Below are 17,116 nucleotides of genomic sequence, written 5' to 3'. Positions count from 1 at the left end.
TACGTTTACACAGAGAGATTCGGAGGATCCTTCATGATTGGCCTTATGCGTGCCGCTATTTTCGAGGCTCTGACGCTCCTCGCCCTGTTTTGCGTGGCGATGCCACTGAAATACTTTGCCGGTGTGTCGCAACTCGTTTCTGTCATGGGGCCACTCCACGGATTGGCCTTCATGATTTTCCTCTGGTTCGTGATCCGATCCTGGGCGGAAGGTCTGATCGGCTGGACAGGGGCCGCGCGTCTTTTTGTCGGTGCGATGATCCCGTTCGGCGGCTTTGTGAATGAGCGCTGGTTGCGCCGAAAAATGGAACAAAAGTAATGCTCTACGACCTCACTAAAGCCGCACATCTGATTGCACTTTTCGTTTGGCTCGGCGGGATGGCCGCCGTCGCTCTTGCCCTGCGATATCCAGCCTTGATCCATGTGAAACCGTTGCGGGCCTATGACAGGGCGGTGTCGACTCCTGCGATGATCCTCGTCTTTCTTTTCGGCATATCGCTTGGGGTTCAGGGCGGCTGGTTTACATCAGCATGGTTGGGGATGAAGATTGTGCTCGTGCTCGGCCTCTCGGGATTGCACGGTGCTCTGGTCGGAAAACTGCGCCGCGCGGTTCAGGACAACGGCCGGGATGTAAGGCCCACGGGCGGCCTGTTCCTGTTTGTCGGGCTGGCCCTATTGTCGCTGATCGTCCTTCTTGTGACGATCAAACCATGATTGCATCGCGTTGCCAGGTTGGGCCTAAGCCCTCTTTTTCGAAAGAGAAAAAGAGCAGACATTCAAATGAGGAAACGCAACGACAGCAAAGTCCGCACAGCTGGCGCTCGCCTAGGCTCTGGACCCATTGATTTGGTTGCGGCCCCGACAGCAGACTGATTCAAGCTCCTGAACTTCAGGGGGCGTAATGAGCAATCTTTTCTGGCTGAGTGACGAGCAGATGGCACGGCTTCGGCCCTTCTTTCCGAAGAGCCATGGTAAGCCCCGTGTCGATGACAGACGGGTATTGAGCGGGATTATCTTCATCAACCGCAATGGCTTGCGCTGGAGCGATGCGCCGACGGAATATGGCCCTCCCAAGACGCTCTACAACCGTTGGAAGCGGTGGAGCGACATGGGGGTGTTTGCCCGTATCATGGTGGGGTTGGCTGCGGAGAGTGCGGTGGCTGCGGATCGGAAGACGATCATGATCGACGCGACCTACCTCAAGGCGCATCGCACGGCCTCCAGCCTGCGGTTGAAAAAGGGGGGCGTGGAAGGCTGATCGGGCGCACGAAAGGTGGCATGAACACGAAGTTGCATGCCGTCACCGACGCTGCAGGGCGTCCGATCCGGTTCTTCATGACGGCGGGCCAGGTCAGTGACTACACCGGCGCCAGGGCGCTGGTGAGCAGCCTGCCATCGGCTGACTGGCTACTGGGAGATCGAGGATATGATGCCGACTGGTTCCGTGAGGCTTTGATAGAAAAAGGGATTAAGCCCTGCATCCCCGGACGGAAGTCGCGCGACAAACCTGTCAAATACCCCTCTCGTGACATTGCTGCGCAATGCACTACCGGGCAGTGGACAAGCGGAGATACAAGAGACGCAACCGGATCGAGATCATGTTCGGACGCCTGAAGGACTGGCGTCGGGTCGCTACCCGCTACGACAGATCCCCGACCGTATTCCTTTCCGCAATAGCCCTCGCCGCAACCGTCTTGTTCTGGCTGTAAATCAATGAGTCTGGAGCCTACAGTTTGGCGTCGATTCGGTATGCAAATGCAGAGAATGTCGGCAAAGAGCCCAAACTACTTGATGCTGCGCTTTGCACAAATGGCCGCTTTGACGTATCACGACAACGGAATTACGAGGCCTCATATCAAAATGCAAACTTCGCCACTCGCCCAACCGCTGACACTGCCATGCGGGGCTACGTTAAAGAACCGGATCGCCAAGTCTGCGATGTCTGACTCTCTTGGTGATGGCGCTGGCAATCCAACTGATGATCAGATCAGGCTTTACGAACGGTGGGCCGAGGGCGGTCTTGCGTTGTCCATAATCGGTGAGGCTCAAGGCACACCTTACTTTGCTGAGAAGCCCGGCAATCTCATTTTGAATAACCAATCAGACAGCGGCTTGTTTGAGCGCCTCGCAAAAGCAGGTGCAACCGACAACGCGCAGCTATGGCTCCAACTTGGACACGCGGGTGCAATGGCGGATGCCCCAATCAGCACACCAAAAGGACCGAGCGCGCTGAACCTACCCGGCCTGACTTGCGGCGCGTTAACTATGGAAGAGATAGGCGCGCTGCCCGCCGAATTTACCCGCACCGCCAGCCTTGCAAAGGAACTTGGGTTTGGAGGAGTGCAGGTACACGCGGCGCATGGATTTCTACTCAGTCAGTTTCTGTCACCTTTGTTCAACAAACGAGAAGATGCCTATGGTGGTTCTCTGCAAAACCGAATGCGGCTGCTGCTCGAAGTAATCAATGAAGTGCGAAAAGCTGTAGGTCCTGAATTTCCGGTCGGTATCAAATTGAACGCCACGGATCAGCTCGAGGGCGGTTTTGCTGAGGATGAGGCCCTTGAGGTCATTGCCGCTGTAGATCAAATGGCAATCGACCTTATCGACATCAGCGGCGGCACATACTTCCCCGGTGCGGCATCCTCGTCTGATCGAGCAGGCTCCGGCCCCTATTTCTTGGAATTCGCAGGTCGCGCCCGCGAAAAAACAAAGATACCTTTGATGGTCACCGGCGGGTTCAAAACACGCGCTCAGGCCGAAAACGCCATTGTCGAAGGCAAGGCCGATCTCATCGGGTTGGCTCGTGCGCTGGTAGTCGATCCGGAACTTCCGTCATTTTGGCTGTCTGGTCAGCGCGGTGAGCCGCAGTTTCCACGTTTTAAGAACCCGCCAGAAGGCGGTGTGACCGCGTGGTACACGATGCAGATCACACAGAATGCAAATGGGGATGCTGCGCTTTCGCCTGACGATTTAGAAGGCGTGATTGAGACCTACGAGAGCCGAGACGAAACGAGGCGGCGTATATGGAATTCAAAGCATAGCTGACTTTCGCGCAGCCGCAGCGAATTGGGGCTTCGTCCGCACATAGCCGTCTTCCCTGTCTTGGGCAGCTAACGGCAGGTCTGAGCCCAAATTAACATTTTTTGGCACCGCAGCGAATGGCGGCTTCAGGGTTTGTGCCGATAAACTTTAATCACCGCCATGTTGCGACGGGATCGCTCAAGGCGTCTCGTTTCACCGTGATGCCAAGGCCTGGAGACATGGGCGTAAGGACGCCGCCATCTGTAATGGGTGCGTCAAAATCGGCGGTTTCAAGTGTAACCATATCACGGCAATCCAGAATGCAGCGCAGGTATCGTTGTGGCACCGTCGCCCCCAGATGGGCGATGCCCGCAAAGGCGATGGTCGAACCGACGGTGTCTTGCACAGACACAGTTAACCCAGCAGCGACACAGATGTCACGGTGACGGCGTCCGTGGGTGAGGCCGCCTGCCTTGGAAATCTTCAACCCGATGCCGTCCGCAAGGTCCTGTGCCACGATTTGGGAGATGTCACAGTCTTGTTGTGCCAGCTCATCAATGATTATCGGTACATCACACCGTTGGCGTAAACTGAATGTTTCGCGCCAAGTGGCGCAGGGCGCCTCGAGTACAAAATCTAGGCCCGCAGGCAGCATCCGCAACATCCGCAATGCAGTTTCCGGTATCAATCCGCCGTTAGCATCGACGATGAAATATTCGCCCGGTTGGCGATCCGCGAGGGACGCCGCAATGCGTTCAGCGTCCAGCGCAGGGCCGCCTTCGCTATCAAGCGCACCAACTTTGACGGAATGTCCCATGTAGCCACGTGCGCGGTGATCGGCAACGCGCGCGCGCATATGCTCAGGATCACCGGCATAAATTGATGAGATCGTCGGCATCCGAATGCCTGTTGATCCGCCCAACAATTCGCACACAGGTAGGTTCACCGACTTGCCGAAAACATCCCAACAGGCAATATCCAACGCGGTTTTTGCGTGGTTATGCCCGACAAGTGCTTGATCCATTGTGTCGTTGATACGATCAACCTGGCGTGGGTCGCGCCCTAACAGATGCGGTGCAATTTCCGCGATGCCAGCACGGGTGCCAAGGGCGTGGGCGGCAATATAGCTTGATCCAAATGGTGTGCTTTCGCCCCATCCATCGATGCCGTCATCCGTGACAATGCGCACAATCGAGGCGTCAAAGCTGGTGTATTCTCGCCCGCCGGACAGCAGGTAAACCCCACCTGAATAAGGTAAATCAACTTGGTAAAGTTCTACTTTTGCAATCTTCATGTCGTCACCTGCGGCGGGATTAAAACGAGTTTTCCAGTGTGCTTTTTGGCAAGAAAATCTGTCTGGGCAAGGGCAATATCACGCAGCGGATAAGTCCGCGCCACAACCGGGCGGATTTCACCGGCCTCAATATAACCGATTAGATTGGCGAACACTTCGTCTTCCTGAAAGGTGCAGCCGAACAGCGTTAAGTCTTTGAGGTAAAGCGTGCGCACGTCGATCTGTGCCAGCGGTCCTGCAATGGCACCAGCGGTGGCATAACGCCCGCCACGACGAAGCACATCCAGAAACGATGGCCACTGATCCCCCGCGACAAGGTCGATCACCACATCCATGGACCCAGCCCCAAGCTCGGCGACCAGGTCGGCATTACGGTCGATCACTCGGTCCGCGCCAAGCGCCATAACCTCTGCCGTTTTGGAGGCCGATGACAGCGCAATCACCTCAGCGCCGCGTCGTTTGACCAGTTGAACAACTGCGGACCCGACACCACCAGATGCACCCGTCACCAGTACCCGTTCAGCGCCCACATTTGCGCGATGCAGCATGTTTTCCGCTGTCGAATAGGCGCAAGGCACAGAGGCGAGTTCAGCGTCGGTCCAATTGCAGGCGACCGCATGAGTTTCGATCGCTGGGGCCACCGCAAACTGGGCAAACCCGCCGTCACATTCACTGCCAATAGTCCAACATTCATAGGGGCGAAAATCAACGTAGGTGCGCAACATATTACGGACCAAGACCCGTTCTCCGATACGCGCGTCGCTGACCCAGTCACCAACAGCCACGACATAACCGCAGACATCGGCACCTTGGATGCGCGGGAAGGTCAGCGGCGTGCCTGACCAGCTAGCGTCATCATCGTCCACACTGTCAAAGCCAGTTGCGCCACCGGTATCCGTGCCCTCGTTAACCGCCTTCGAATACCAGCCAATACGGGTGTTGATATCCGTGTTGTTTATACCTGCCGCAGCGACCTGGATCAGTAACTCACCAGGCTTTGGCTGCGGTATGGGCACATCCGTGCGGTAATCCAATTTTTCCATGCCGCCGTGACCAGTCAATAAAACCGCATGCATTGTATCTGGCCGCATCAAATGTCTTCCAATCATAAAGCGAGGTAAGCTGGTTTGGTCCAACCATCATAACAAGGGTGTAGTATTGCCATTATAAGTTACCGACATCTCTGTAGAACTATTCGTCGCTTTCGCGCCGATGGCCTACATCCCGATCCTCTAGTCCCAAAGCTTCTCGGCAGAAGCGGCCATTGGAGCATTTGCAGAGAATTCTCGCTTTGTCCGCTCTGCCGACCTTCACCCTCCGAAAATGCTGCGCCATGGGCGAATGACCGTTCTGGTGAAGCTGCGGCGCAGCATCGGCGTGGTGGGTGGAGGGCAGCTGAGGGCCGTTCGCGTCGGTGGGATGACCCTCGACACGAAGGGCGGAAAACGGCCCATTGCTGCCGTTCGTTAATTACCACGGATGTTGCGGTGCGGCCGTCAGACCGGACATTCGCTGCAGCCACAAAATCTATGCGATCCCAACTGCCCACCGTGCGAATTATTTGCCGTTCTGATTTCTCTCGGCAACCATTTCGGAAGCCCCCTTGATCTCTTCGAAAACGATCTCGGGCACAATAACTTCCCAATCAGCGCGTTTCAGAAAATGAAGAAAACGCTCATCGGCATCCTCTTTGCGCCAATGAATGATGGCCGCGATCTCGCCGGTGACGAATTTCGTGCCGATCGGTGGTGCGAATGCTTTTGACATCCGCCCCAAGGCTCGTCCTCGGATGTCTTCGATCTGCCAGCGATCCCCGACCTGGGAGAGCTTGACCGGCGCGCCGACCTCTGCTTCGGAGATCGCAGCATGAACAATGTGCCGATCACCTTGGCGTCCTGCGAATGACAGGTCGACCATCTTCATTTCGGGCGATTGAAAGAACCGGCGCGGGCCGGGGACTGTCGCCAGGTCGGGCACCACATGCCGCGTGATCACGGAGGGCGACTCGTTGGGAAGGTATTCGTGATTGTCGTTGCTCATGACGATCAAATTGCGCCGCGCACGTGTCATGGCGACATAGAACAATCGCCTCGGTGCGTCCTGATCTTCGTTTCGCGAGGGCCGCTCCCAGCCGCCATCCATGATTACGACATCGTCGAATTCGAGGCCCTTGGCGCGGTGCGCCGTCAACAGTTTTAGGCCGCGCTGCTCACCCCATGAATCCTTCGACCATTCGGCAAACCATTCAATCACGTCAGGGGTCGGGAGCGCCTTGCCGTCAACTTCGCGCGCAAGCTGGCCAAGTCCCTCGCCGATCCGGTCAGTCCAACGGCTGGCGGGTATCGCGTTCAGGATTTCGGTCAGATCGTCCAAGCTGACCATGGCCCCGCGCATTTCGCGAAGGCCGCCGATAAACCCCTGCATCTCACGAGTGCGCCACAAGCTGGGCAAGTTCTCGTTCGCCATTTCGACAGGAATCCCATGCGCCTCGGCAAAGTCGCGGACCGGCAAAAGCTTGCGCCAATCACGAGAAATGATGGCCGCACCCTTCCAGCTCCAATCCGGGATCAGTTTGGACAGGCGGAGCATCTCGCCAACCGCCGCAAGCGCCTGAGCGTCATTCCCTGCCGGGCAACCCAAAATCTGAACCCGCCCCTGCGCAACCGGATCGAGGCTTTCCATGCCCCCCCCGGCCGGGCCCCTTTGCCGCGATTGATCGACGGTAATACCATGCCCTGTTTTCATACGTTCCCGAGATCCTTCGATCACCGCGTTCGCTGCACTGATGATGTGCTTCGACGAGCGGTAATTGTCGGTCAGAAAGATCGGCCTGGCTGAATAATCCTGTTCAAATTGCCGGATGTGTCGTACCGATGCACCGGCAAAGGCATAGATGTTCTGGTCGTCATCGCCGACGGCGAAGAGGCTGATCCGTTGATCCGGATCGTGGATGCTGCGCCCCGCCACAGCCGCAATCAAGGCGTATTCCTCGGGCCCCACGTCCTGATATTCATCCACGAGAATCCAGCGAAACCCCTGAATCAAGGTCTCTCGCAAGGCTTCGGCCTCGACCTTGTCCAGACCGTCGCCACGCAAGAGACGTGCCGCATCGGTCAGAAGCGTCTTGAAATCAGGCTCATCCGCTCCTGCCTGTCCGGCGAAGCTCGCGCCAACCAGCCGCATGGCCAGGGCATGGATGGTCAGGACCGTCACGAAGCGAGCATCCTCGCCAATCAGTAGACGCAAGCGCTCCCGAATCTCGGCGGCCGCATGACGATTATAGGCGAGCACCAATATACCGTTTGGATCTTCGCGCTTGATCCTTACCAGATAGGCGACACGATGGACGAGCACCCGTGTCTTGCCCGATCCCGGCCCCGCAAGCACAAGCACATTGGTCTGTTCGCGGTCGTCACGCACGATCTGCTCTTGTGTCGAATTCCCCAGATTGTCGACGATCTCGGCATAGGACCGGGGCGTCGCCTGCCGTCTGAACTCCGACATCTTCCCCGACATCCAGGCTTTCATGAAGTCGGACTGTTCCAATACGAAATAGTCATATGCGAGCCGCTGCGCCTGATCGATATCGTCGATGCCTTTGGTCGCATAGGCAGCCATCACGTGGGTCTGGACGGTCTGTTCGCTGTAGTGGTCTTCCAACGGCGCAAAATGCTGGGTGGTAAAGTTGCCCCCTTTTGGATTGATGTGCAGCGTCATGGCTGAGCGGAATATGGACAATCCCTTACCCAGGGTTACGACCTGCTGTTCATGCAGCCACAAAAGTGCGCGATCCATCAGCTTCGACGGATCATTCACGGACGCCCGCAAGAGCGCGTCGCTGTTGATTGCAGCAAGAAGGTCGCCAAGCGTAGTCTCGACAGGAATGTCTTTCCCCTGCAGGCCGGCCTGAACCTTGTCGATCAAGTATGACACCAGACGTTCCGCCGCCTGCCGGCGCAGCTGAGCGGTCTGCTCGATGACCGCCCAAGATCTTTGCAGTCGCACCATGAGACTGCCTTTGGAGGCCTTGCGCACGCCAATATTGCCTTTGCCGCCATCCATGTCGCGGCCATCCTGCGAAATTCCGCGGAGCAGCCCCTCGACAATATCGGGCCGCACGGAGGCGTGTCCCTGCTCTCGCAGAGCCTGCGCCACCGAGGCCAGATGACAGGGCCAAGCCTCGCCGATCTCCGTGTCTGGCGCTTGCTCTCTCAGGGTCGCGATCAGGTCGGCTTCAAGGCGGGATGCAGCCTCGAACCGTTTCGGGGAGGCATTCTTGATACGCACATGCACGAAGATTGTGATGTTTGTATCATCCTTTGCGATCCCCAATGCCTCGAGATCCGCCAGGGCCTTGCGCACGCCCGACACCGTGAGCCCACTGACCCCGCAAAGCTCGTCCGTGGTGATGCCCTCTTCCTGCGGCGCGTTGATGATATGCTGGACGATGGCGGCCAGATCCTGGCGGCGCCGCTCGGTGATCTCGGCGGAGGCAAGGATTTCGCGGACCTCCTGCATGCTCCTTATCCGGAGCGAAGCGGGAAACACCTGCACCCGGTTTTCCTCGCGGTTCAGAAGATGCGCTTCTTCCAGCCAGGCAACGGCCGTCTTGACCCGCGTATCGTCGGTATTGCTGTCACGCTGAAAATCCCGATCTTTTTCCTCGTGAACAATCTCACCCGGCGTAGCAACGATCTCACCACCTTTTCCGGTCCTTGCATCAAGGCGCCGAAGCGCTTTCAGGATCGCACCGATTTCGTGCCGCGCAAGCCGTGACCGCGCACTGAGGCTGAACTGACGATCGACGTCTTCGGTATTATAGAGAAGGACGCAATTTGCAGGCTCGCGGTCCCGTCCGGCGCGCCCTGCCTCCTGCAGGTAGTTTTCCAGCGACCCCGGCACGTCCCCGTGAACCACCAGACGGATATCCGGCTTGTCGACCCCCATACCAAAAGCGTTGGTGGCCGCGATAACGCGCAGATTGCCGACACGGAAATCCTCCTGAATCTCACGTTTGTCATCGGCGCTGAGGCCGGCATGATACCGTTCGGCAGCGATGCCCTGTTGTTTCAAGAACTCCGCCACGCGCTCGGTGGCGTTTCGGGTCGCACAATAGACGACCGCCCCCGACACGCCCTCGCGCGGAAGCTGGGCCTCGATCGTATCGAGGATATCGGCCATCTTGGTGGCGCGCTGCGTTGGCAGCACCTGAAAGCTCAGGTTCGACCGAGATGCGCCACCGTCGATCAAGGCCAGATCGGACCCCAATCGCTCTTTGAAATGACTGCGGATGTCCTGCACGACGTCCGGCTTTGCCGTTGCCGTCAAGCAAAGCACCGGAGCAGGTTCGTCCTCTGAGCTTTCCTTTATGAACCGCGAAACGTATCGATAGTCGGGTCGGAAATCCTGGCCCCATTTCGACACGCAATGCGCCTCGTCCAGCACCCACAGCCCCACTTCGCGCTGTGCCAGAACGGACCGAACTGTTGTGCTGCGCAGTTGCTCGGGCGAGATCAACAGGATCGCAGCATCCCCCAGCCGCACCTTGTCGAGCGCATCCTGACGCTCGGGCAAGGACAATAGCCCGTTAACCGTAACCGCCGAGGAAATTCCGGCCCGCATCAGGCCCTGAACCTGGTCCGCCATCAGTGCCACAAGCGGCGATATGACAACGGTCAAGGCTCCGGTCTTATCGAACCGAGACAGCGCGGGGATCTGATAGCAGATGGATTTGCCCGTGCCCGTCGGCAGAATGCCCAACATGTTCTCGCCGTCCATGGCCGCCGCCACTATCTTTTCCTGAAGCGGGCGTCCGTCCTCGTCGACCGGTTCCGGGCGGAAACTCGGAAAGCCGAACCAGCGTTCGAGGGCACGGATAGGATCGTTGTGCTCTGCGCAATAAGCACAGTGCGGATCACGGCAATCCGTGTCCCGCAGGTCTTTGACGAGCCGTGCGGCGTCCCGAAATTGCGCCCGCACCCAGGGCGGCATGACAGAATCCCCACCTGAGACAGAAATCCAAGCAAGAGCATATGCCATCGGCCAGCCCAGCCCAGTGTCCTGGAGCCGCTCGAGCACAGCGTCCAGCTGCGCGCTGCAGGCTGCCTCTTTGAGCAGCGCCCGAATAGCCTCGTGAGCTTCCTCTTCCGTCGGAATGGACGCCCCACGCACATCGCTGAACAACCGATCGAACCCGTCGCTACCGGGTCCTCGGCAACATAGCCAGTGATAGGCCAGCATCATCTCTGGCGACGAAGTGTTCAACGATGAAAAGGCGTCGATCTGGTTGCGAAGGACTTCGAACACAAGGCGCGCGTCGAACTCGGGATCGTTGACGTGACCACTTTGAAGCCGCCCATCGTGATAGTGTTTGACCAGACGGTGATAGGGATTGCGCGGAAACGCCAAAGGGTTGAGCCACAGCGTGTCGATCGGTCCGTCCGCGAGCTGTGCGAAGCGCGGCGACACCGCCATGAGATGCGGCAAGTCGTGGCGCATGACATTGTGCCCGATAACATGCGCGAACCCAGCGCAGAACAAGTCGAGCTTTTCAAGCGCGACCCTCGGATCCCCTTTCCGGTGAACGATCCCCTGTTCTTCTCCCTCCGGCACGGCGGCGAAAGCGAAGATCCGGGCTTTTTGGGGATCGACCTCCAAATCAATCGACAGACAGCGCGACAAAATTTCGGATTGGTCCCGCGGCATTTGAATACCTTTATTTGTCGGCGGATCAGCCTTTGGTTTTTCAGGCTGCTGTGGTCGACGGCGGGCAAGGGCTTTCGATATACCTCGAGAAATTATGTTTTTCATACTGGCAGGTTTATTCCTAAAGAACGAAATCTTCAGACGACATTTGACCAAAGATGTTCTCTCGATGCCATGCCAGATTTGCAGGGTGCGGCCAGTTTCTCTCGTCTTCGGGCATCCAGATTTTTCCATCCGGACGTAAAAGCCGGTCAACGACGTCGCCCGGAACTTTGTTGCGCGAAACGAGGATTGTCTGGTCGTCATCGGCGACCGAGATCAGCCCACGATCGAACATCCAATGCAATGTGCCTGACAGAGCCAGCCCGTTCCTTACGGAGTCGCTGCCGTTATGTTCGACGGGGCGGATATGGGCTGCTTGCACCTCCGGGCGCCCTCCGCCGTTTCTGAGCATTAGCCCGGACATGGCACAGCGGTAGTCGTAAGCCTCGCGCACCTTCCGGCGGAATGCGACGTCCCGGTATGGGCGCCGTGTGAGACGTTCCAGGACCGGGCGCTCGAAGATCGCCGCCTTCTCGGCCACCTCCGCCCCCTTTGGATCGTATCGTGATGCCTCTTGCCTCTCGAGGTCTTCAGGAAGCCCTAGTCGCACAATCCGAGCGAAATCCTCATCCGGGAGACGCCGCACCGCGAGCTGCACGGCCCCACCTTTCTTCGGCGTTCCATCTGGCTCCGTGAGAGCCTGTTCCAATGGACTGCCGTTGATCAGCCTTGGAACTTCAGTATCGAGCGGCAGGAAGCTGCCCGGTTCGATCATGGCGAGAAACCGACCCTCAAATCCAGGCTTCGGGATCACATGCTCGATCTTAGCAACCGCGAAATACCCACGTGGCCCAGCTTTCACTGGCTCATAGTAAATGACCCAGTCGCCCACGGCTTCTTGGACAGCCCTGAGATAGCTGCGCGGAAAGTCGTAGACGACGTCAGGTTCGTCATCGTAAATAGAGTCCGCTTTATGTAGCAGCACGAGCTTTGTCATGCTCTTATGGAATACTATCCTGGACAGAAAACAAGCGGCCAATCGCTGTAAACCACCAAAAATCGGCTTACCGCATACCCGCCAAGCTATTAATGTTCCGCGCTGTAAAATCCACCAAGTTCGAAGAACCCCCCTATCAAAACTCAGCCGAATGCAGAATGAATACTTTCAAACACATTCGTTCGCAGCAGCCGAAAAAAGAGTAACTCTTGGCGCCCCCCCCAACGGCCGTATGCTACCGGCCTCCCGCTCATAAGCGCCGCAGGTTCGGCGCATGCCACCGGTGCCATGCTCGCCGATGCGATCGTGATATTGGTCCTAACGGCCCATTGCTGCCATTAACCGACCGGTCAAGATGCTGCGGTCGCAGCCCGGTTACCGGCCATTCGCTGCGAACGCGAAACCAGATGCTACTCGAACTCACAGTCTGCGGGACAATTCTGCCGTTGCGTGACGTCAGCGCGTGTCATGGCCTGCGTCGTCTTCGTCAGGGCCGGGTGGCAGTATCCCTTTCTCCCGGAGGAAGGACCGGTAACCATCCAAGGTCTTGTCACAAAGCACTTTGTAGAACATGCACAGCTCAGCGATCTGAGGGTGGGTCAGTTTGATCTGATGCCCGGCTGGAACGACTATCTCACGGGGCGTAAACCGCAGGCCGATCTGAACTGGACCATCGCCGGGCAAGGTATGGGTATCGAACGGCGCATGATCGACCACTCTTTCTTCGCCATCTCGACTCGCCAGCATGTCGAAGGCGAGCCATTGCATGATCAGGGTATCCCGGGTGTCATTGTTGCAGTCAAACGGCGACCGCACCACTCCCGCGTGATGCGTAAGGGCGTTACGCGCCAGACTAAGGGAATTAAGCTCGCTTAAGTGATCGGAGATTCCCAACTTGACTGCCACCGCACTCTGCTTCGCAGCGACGTTCGTCTTCCGAGCAAACTTCGGATCAAACATGTAATCTGACCGAACCGACGTGCCGTGCAAATCGCCAACCTCGATTGCGAACCAGAGTTTGTCCAGAAATAGCCCATAGAACAGATCGAGCTCCCGGAGACAGGAACCAACTAGCCAAGCCCGATACTCCTCCCGTGCAGCGTCTCGAAACTCCGAGGTGATCTCTTCAGGCCAAAAATTGTAGACGATACTTGCCGTTAGGTTGAAGTCGCCACCATCCCTCTCATCCAAATCATCCAGCCCAAAACGCACAAACGCACTCGCCCGGCGGATTGCCCGGTTGACTACCTCGCGCATCGCATCAAGGTCGATATTGATGTTGCTAGTCTTCGGCTTCTCGGTACTCACACTCGGTGGAATCCTTTGTTCGTTCCCAAACATGCTGCCATAGGCGGCATTTATAGCCAACCACGTCCGGACAGGGTCGAAAATGCCTGTTTTGGATTCTCTGTAGACCCCGAAATTATCGCAACGTCTTGTTGGTAGCACATACTAGCTCCGATAAGGCCGGCCCGAAGCCGCCGTTCGCTCATCGGGCAGCGAATGACCGTTCTCAAATACTACGGGCGGTATGTACTGTTTTCGAGCTGCTATTAGTATGATAGGCATCCATCAACTTTAAGAATAAAGATGGCGCCCTTTGCAACTTTCTCCATTTTCAGAAAATCACCTTCGATGCTGTATCCGTTCCGGTGACTCAGCGAAATTCAACGTAGACCTAGATGCCGACCGCGAACGCTTGCTCAGCGAAACACAAAGCAAGATCAAAACAAGCACTCTCGTTTTCGACCAAAGAGAAGTGATCCTTTCGAAAGGGCGCAAGTTGTTCCTCGTCGAGAACTATCACGGTGCGCTTGCCCTTCGAGCAACGGCACGTAGCTTGAACCGACAGTTTGGTGTTCATGCAGGCAACAGAGACGCGATTGTTCGGGCAGTAATAGAAACCCTCTTCGATGCAACGCCATCATATCTGCTCCGTTGCGATATTCAGTCCTTTTTCGAGAATGTCGACGCGGAAAGCATCCTTCAAGAAATTCAGAACTCCACTAGAACGCATCCTCATATCAAGGAAGTTCTCCGGCGTCTGCGCGAAGAGAGCTTACTTGGTGGTGCGACAAAGGGCGTACCTCGCGGTATTGGGCTAAGCACGACTCTGGCAGAACTAGCTCTTCGGGAACTTGACAGAAAAGTACGTCAGATTCCGGGCGTTTATAGATACTTTAGGTTCGCGGACGACATCTTGGTCTTTTCAATCGGTAAGGTGGAGCCTGTTAAGGCAGAAATCGAAAAAATACTGAAGCCGTCATTGAGTTTGAACAACAAGACTGAAACGGTCACTTTGGATTCGCTCCCTGATACGGAAAAACGCCCGTGTACGCAGGCAGCAAGTACGTTCAGCTACTTAGGATATCGGTTCGAGTGCCAAAATGGGATGCGCGCCCGCCAGAGCAGGCGGCTACAAGTTTGTATTTCAGACAATAAAGTAGCGGTACGAAAAACACGGGTCATACTCAGTTTGAAAGCGTTTACGAAAGACAAAAATGCCAGCCTGTTGATTGATAGGATTCGATACTTAACCAGCAACTTCGAAATCACGAAATCAGGCCATTCCCACGGTTCTTCGAAGGCGAAAGTCAAAACAGGTATTTTCTACAACTACCATCAGTGTGGTGAGTATGAGCACGGGAAATTCGGTCCGAGACTGACATCTACAGATTTGGATGAGTTGAAAAAGTTAGATGGTTTTCTCTCAGCGCTACTGTGGGGCAGTGGTAGCGAGTTTCGAACTTCAATTAAGGCGGCTCTTACTCCTCAGCAAATCTTGGATTTGAAGAAGTTGTCCTTCCTTCAAGGATTTCAAAAGAAGATGACGGTTCGTTTCACACGCAGCACCGTTTCTAAAATTCGCAAGGCGTGGCAATATGCTTGATCCTGTCGCAAAAAAACTGCGAGCGATTCTGACCGAAACTCTGCCGTATGAGGTCCCGGTTACTTTTTCAAACGAGTTTCTTTTTGTCTCCGAGCTGCGCAAGGAAAAGCTTTCGCCTGCCGCGCTTGGTTTTCTTAACGGTGACTACCGACGCCCTTTGAAAGATGATCAGTACACTGTTCCTTTCAACTTCCAGATCCGAAAGGGATCACGCGGGCGGAACACGTTGAGCATTGTTCATCCACTGCAGCAGATGAAAATGGCCGGGTTTCTTTTTGAGTATTCACGCACAATCATTGAGGAGTGCAAAGATAGTGAACGCTCTCTGCGCGCTCCGTTTCAGGTCCTTCCCGAGGTTTCGAAAGATGAGCTAAAAAAGTTCGGCAAGGTGAAGAAGCTTGGATTGCCGCACGTAGCTCCTGCTGACGGAAAATTGGATATCAATTTTGCGCCTTCCTTCTTCTCTCTTCGCAAGTACAACCTGCTGGACAAGTTCTACGGGTCAAATGAGCTTCTTCGCTTAGAAAGCAGATTTCCCCTCATGAGGAAAATCGACGTCACGAAGTGCTTTTTCAATATATACACTCATTCCATTACTTGGGCGGTGAAAGAAAAAGCGTACTCCAAGAAGCATTCTGGAAAGTATTCTTTTGAGGGTCGCTTCGACACGTTGATGCAGCGGTCCAACTACAACGAAACAAATGGGATCGTTGTTGGACCGGAAATCTCAAGGGTCTTTGCGGAGATCATTTTTCAGAAGATCGACTGCTCGGTTGTCGAACATTTGGGGCCTTCTCTTCACGAAGAACGTGATTTTGCTTTGAGACGATACGTTGATGATTTTTTCTTGTTCGCGAAGAACGAGGGCGTGCTTGATGAGTTGACTAGGGCGGTGGAGGCTTGCCTTGAAGAGTACAAGCTCTTTCCAAATGAAGAAAAAGAACAGACCCTCCAACGCCCCTTCGTGACGAACATTACGCGTGCTAAGCAGGGCATCTCTAATATTGCCGACAAGTTAGTCGAGGAAACTAAAAAGGAGATCACTGAAGACCGGAGTGACCAACGTGACATAAGCCGTAATCTTCGGAACACACTGGAAGAGCTTCGATTAGTTGTGCGTGAGACGCATTCGACGTTTAGCGAGGTAAGTGGCCCTATATACCACGTAATTGGGAAGGCGCTGCGCGAAGTAAATAAAAACTCGAAAGATATGAGTGCAGATGGTCAGTTAGATGCTATCAACCGAGTCCGGGGGATTTTGCGGATACTGTTCTATTCGCTCGCTTCCGATTTCCGGGTCTCCCCAGTTTACAAGGCTTACCAAGCAATCGAGGAACTGTCTGAGTTTAAGCGTCACATAGGGCCATCCGATGCCGAAGCACTGGATGACTATTTGATCTTCGAAGTGACTGAGTTAATCGCGACTTACGGCAACGATCACTCGAGTAACGATGTTTCCTTGGAAATCTGCAATCTAATCTTGCTTGGCACTTCCATAAAGCCAGATCTATTCTTGGCTCAAGAAGCCGTAAAAGAGATGTTCGACAAGCTTCTCGAGCAAAAGACTGTGGGGTACTTCACGTTTGTTGGGTTGATGTATGCATTCGGGCATTCAAGTGGCAATCACAAGTCTTCCAAGGACAAGCTGACCCTAATGGCATGCAAACGCGTTGTTGAGAAAAAGACGGAGCTTCGGACAGATTCTGAAACCTACCTTTTGTTCAGTGACGTCTTAAGCTGCCCGAGCGTCGAGGTTTCGGAGAAGAAAAAGTTGATAAAGGAGGTCTTGGGGAACACAGGGTTGTCGGACGATGACGTTAGGTCACTTGCTAAACACGTAGCTTTTGTTGACTGGAGCACTGGGCGAACATCGCATTTCCTGCAAAGGAAAAGGTTGCAACCGGTGTACACTGCCGTCTAAGGAAGTATTGGGCGGTTGCCTGAGATATCTGCTCAGGACGTGACGGGACCCACTACAAGGCCTCTACGTCTCTGATTAGTTTACGCTTCGGCGGACCACACACATACAGGCACGCCCACCCAACCTCTTCCCAGTCCATCAGAAGATTTAGGCCTGCTATTTGGATGTAGAACCCGATGATTGCAGCTGTTCTCTAGGTAGAAATCACGCAGCTTTATAAAGTCCTTGCGCATAGCCGACCTTGATT

10 protein-coding genes and 1 pseudogene are annotated in these 17,116 nt (G+C 55.4%); 6 read left to right on the top strand and 5 right to left on the bottom strand.

Features of this window, described 5'->3' with window-relative positions; all coding sequences use genetic code 11:
- Window positions 1-33 precede the first annotated feature (33 nt).
- The 4 genes and pseudogenes from ANTHELSMS3_RS08340 to ANTHELSMS3_RS08325 all read left to right on the top strand — a co-directional run bounded on the left by ANTHELSMS3_RS08340 (window position 34) and on the right by ANTHELSMS3_RS08325 (window position 3,044).
- Window positions 34-318 (top strand): DUF3817 domain-containing protein, encoded by a 285-nt coding sequence (locus tag ANTHELSMS3_RS08340; protein WP_094034465.1) that lies wholly within the window; start codon window positions 34-36, stop codon window positions 316-318.
- Window positions 318-713 (top strand): CopD family protein, encoded by a 396-nt coding sequence (locus ANTHELSMS3_RS08335; protein ID WP_094034464.1) that lies wholly within the window; start codon window positions 318-320, stop codon window positions 711-713. Before ANTHELSMS3_RS08340 ends, ANTHELSMS3_RS08335 begins: the two co-directional genes overlap by 1 nt.
- A 187-nt stretch (window positions 714-900) precedes the next feature.
- Window positions 901-1,708: pseudogene (locus ANTHELSMS3_RS08330) on the top strand (IS5 family transposase).
- Window positions 1,709-1,748: 40 nt separating this feature from the next.
- Window positions 1,749-3,044, top strand: coding sequence for an NADH:flavin oxidoreductase/NADH oxidase family protein (locus ANTHELSMS3_RS08325; protein ID WP_254694885.1), 1,296 nt, complete (start codon window positions 1,749-1,751; stop codon window positions 3,042-3,044).
- 148 nt (window positions 3,045-3,192) lie between these two features.
- Here ANTHELSMS3_RS08325 and ANTHELSMS3_RS08320 read toward each other — a convergent pair whose 3' ends face one another.
- From ANTHELSMS3_RS08320 to ANTHELSMS3_RS08300, 5 genes are all read right to left on the bottom strand, one after another.
- Complete coding sequence (locus ANTHELSMS3_RS08320) at window positions 3,193-4,314, bottom strand: mandelate racemase/muconate lactonizing enzyme family protein (RefSeq protein WP_094034463.1); 1,122 nt, start codon at window positions 4,312-4,314, stop codon at window positions 3,193-3,195.
- Window positions 4,311-5,390: an alcohol dehydrogenase family protein gene (locus ANTHELSMS3_RS08315; RefSeq protein ID WP_094034462.1), complete on the bottom strand. Its 1,080-nt coding sequence runs from the start codon at window positions 5,388-5,390 to the stop codon at window positions 4,311-4,313. The genes ANTHELSMS3_RS08320 and ANTHELSMS3_RS08315 overlap by 4 nt, the downstream gene beginning before the upstream one ends.
- 481 nt (window positions 5,391-5,871) lie before the next feature.
- Window positions 5,872-11,019 (bottom strand): RecQ family ATP-dependent DNA helicase, encoded by a 5,148-nt coding sequence (locus tag ANTHELSMS3_RS08310; protein ID WP_094034461.1) that lies wholly within the window; start codon window positions 11,017-11,019, stop codon window positions 5,872-5,874.
- 121 nt (window positions 11,020-11,140) lie between these two features.
- On the bottom strand, window positions 11,141-12,058 hold the full coding sequence (locus tag ANTHELSMS3_RS08305; RefSeq protein ID WP_094034460.1) for an HNH endonuclease: 918 nt from the start codon (window positions 12,056-12,058) through the stop codon (window positions 11,141-11,143).
- Window positions 12,059-12,514: 456 nt separating this feature from the next.
- On the bottom strand, window positions 12,515-13,366 hold the full coding sequence (locus ANTHELSMS3_RS08300; protein WP_157733450.1) for a hypothetical protein: 852 nt from the start codon (window positions 13,364-13,366) through the stop codon (window positions 12,515-12,517).
- Window positions 13,367-13,658: 292 nt separating this feature from the next.
- Between ANTHELSMS3_RS08300 and drt3a the strand changes: the two genes are divergently transcribed.
- Together drt3a and drt3b are read left to right on the top strand one after the other, a co-directional pair.
- Window positions 13,659-14,948: an antiviral reverse transcriptase Drt3a gene (drt3a, locus tag ANTHELSMS3_RS08295; RefSeq protein WP_094034458.1), complete on the top strand. Its 1,290-nt coding sequence runs from the start codon at window positions 13,659-13,661 to the stop codon at window positions 14,946-14,948.
- The gene (gene drt3b, locus ANTHELSMS3_RS08290; protein ID WP_094034457.1) at window positions 14,941-16,869 is read left to right on the top strand and encodes an antiviral reverse transcriptase Drt3b; all 1,929 of its coding nucleotides are present in this window, start codon (window positions 14,941-14,943) and stop codon (window positions 16,867-16,869) included. Before drt3a ends, drt3b begins: the two co-directional genes overlap by 8 nt.
- The last annotated feature ends 247 nt before the right edge of the window (window positions 16,870-17,116 follow it).

The sequence above is a fragment of the Antarctobacter heliothermus genome, from assembly GCF_002237555.1.
GTDB lineage: Bacteria > Pseudomonadota > Alphaproteobacteria > Rhodobacterales > Rhodobacteraceae > Antarctobacter > Antarctobacter heliothermus_B.
Note: the sequence above shows the minus strand (reverse complement) of the source record. Positions and strands in the feature narration are given on the sequence as shown.